Origin of the sequence: Rothia sp. HMSC071C12 (assembly GCF_001813895.1) — a bacterium.
In the GTDB taxonomy this organism is placed as follows: Bacteria; Actinomycetota; Actinomycetes; order Actinomycetales; family Micrococcaceae; genus Rothia; species Rothia mucilaginosa.
Genome location: NZ_KV814355.1, coordinates 1 through 2,260 on the forward strand (window position 1 = coordinate 1; position 2,260 = coordinate 2,260).

The following is a 2,260-nucleotide window of genomic DNA, read 5'->3' on the forward strand; positions in this document are numbered from 1 at the left end:
TGGAAGAGCAGCAGCGCATTGTCGATATTCTCGACCGCTTCGACGCCCTAACCAGCAGCCTCTCCGAGGGCCTACCCGCAGAGCTTGCAGCGCGTCGTAGCCAGTACGAGTACTACCGTGACCAGCTACTTTCTTTCCCCCGTAAGGGCGAAAACCAGTAGACACCTGCGCATCAAGTTGCGCATCAAACTGCGTATCAAGCGCGAACCCCGTGCAGAGGCGGCGGACCCCTGCCGCCCCTTGCACGGGCCCCTAGACTTCAACCACACTCAACCCCTTTGGGCTCACTACCCCTGTGGCCCAAGCATCCACGCACTCAACCCATCTATGCAAAGGAGCACCCCCGTGGAAACCGTACCCGATAACCCCCGCCCTGCCGAGGGATTCACTGAACGCATCCTCAGCTCGGATACCTTCACCGTCTTGGGCGACCGTACCGAAGCCCCCAACTACAAGGACTGGGTGAAGGCTAACGAAAACCGTAACGGCCTGCAGACTGAAGCGCAGCTCGAAGCTGAACTGATTGATACCCTTACGGATCAGGGCTATGAGTATCTGTCGGACCTTACTGATGAGGCTGCTCTGATCCGTAATCTGCGTGAACAGCTTGAACGTTTCAATACCCGCCCTGAAGAAGGCGCCTACGGGCCCAATAGTGGTTTCCACTTCACTGATGAAGAGTTTGACCGTTTGTTCACCGAGCATCTTGCCCGCTCTAACGACGGTATCTTGGAGAAGGCCAAGCTGATTCAGGAAGAACGGTTCATCGACTTCCGCCTCGAAGACGGCACCTTGCGCAACATCATGCTCATCGACGCCAAATACCCTGCACGCAACCTGATGCAGGTCATCAACCAGTACCGTGTCCCTGCTACCAACGGTAAGACGCTCAACCGCTATGACGTGACCATCCTGGTCAACGGTCTTCCTTTGGTTCATATCGAGTTGAAGAAGCGTAGCGTTGGTATTCAGGAAGCCTTCCAGCAGATTGAACGCTACCAGGGCACCGGGTTCCAGATGGATGAGCATCGCCTTTTCGAGTACGCCCAGATCTTCGTTATCAGCAATGGTGTAGAAACCAAGTACTACTCCAACACCGTGCGCCATAAGCACATTGAAGACCTGCAGGAGGTCCGCCGTCAGGCTGCCTCGGGCGGTTCGGCAGGTAAGAGCTTCGAATTCACCAGTTACTGGGCTGATGCTAAGAACAACCGCATCAGCGACCTGATGCTCTTTGCTCGTACCTTCCTGGCTAAGAATGCTCTGGCGAACATCCTGACTCACTACTGCATCCTTACGGTAGATCAGGATCTGCTGGTGATGCGCCCGTACCAGATTGCGGCGACTGAACGCATTATTAGTTGCGTTAAAACCGCTGATAGGTCCAAGAACAGTGATAAGACCTTCGGCACTAAAAAGGCCGGTGGCTACATTTGGCATACCACCGGTAGCGGCAAGACCCTCACCAGCTTCAAGACCGCCCGCCGCCTGGCAGAAACCGGGCTCGTTAAGAAGGTCATCTTTGTCGTGGACCGTAAGGACCTCGACTACCAGACCATGCTCGAGTACAACAACTTCCAGGCGGACTCTGTTAGCTCCAGTAGCAGCACTCGTCAGCTGAGCAACCGCCTGGCAGACCAAGGAACCAGCATCGTGGTCACCACCATCCACAAGCTGTCTAACCTCACTAACGCTGAAGAAGACCACCCGATCTATAACCAGCGTGTAGCCATCATTTTTGATGAATGCCACCGCTCCCAGTTCGGCCAGATGAACGCCAACATCAAGAAGCGCTTCAAGAACTACTGCATGTTCGGGTTCACTGGCACTCCTATCTTTGATGAGAACTCCGCAGGAGGCCCCGGCACCACCACCGTCGAGGTCTTTGGTGACTGCCTGCACTCCTACACCGTTGTGGACGCTATCCGCGATAAGAACGTGTTGCCTTTCCACCTGGAATACACCAACACCAGCCCCACCTTCGCCTGCCTTGAAGAAAGCGCCTACGCCGAGGAAGTAGCTGCTGAACGCGCCGCGACCCCTGATGCGAAGGAACTTGAAAAGTTCGCTAAGACCAAGGCGGTACTTGAAAGCCCTGAACGTATCGAGGCTATCGCCACCTACATTCTGGATAACTACGACCGTAAGACTAACCAGAAAGAGCGTGGCTACGACCTGAAGAAGTCCCGCACGATTAACAAGGTGACCGAACACTATGTGGAGCGTGTGCGCGGTTTCAACTCGATTCTGGCAACCTCGT

Annotated in this window: 1 protein-coding gene; it reads left to right on the forward strand. The window is 55.0% G+C overall.

Annotated elements, in window-relative coordinates; translation table 11 throughout:
- Nucleotides 1-345 precede the first annotated feature (345 nt).
- Nucleotides 346-2,260: type I restriction endonuclease subunit R (locus tag HMPREF2942_RS00860; protein ID WP_168165837.1), on the forward strand; the 1,915-nt coding region annotated here is incomplete at its 3' end.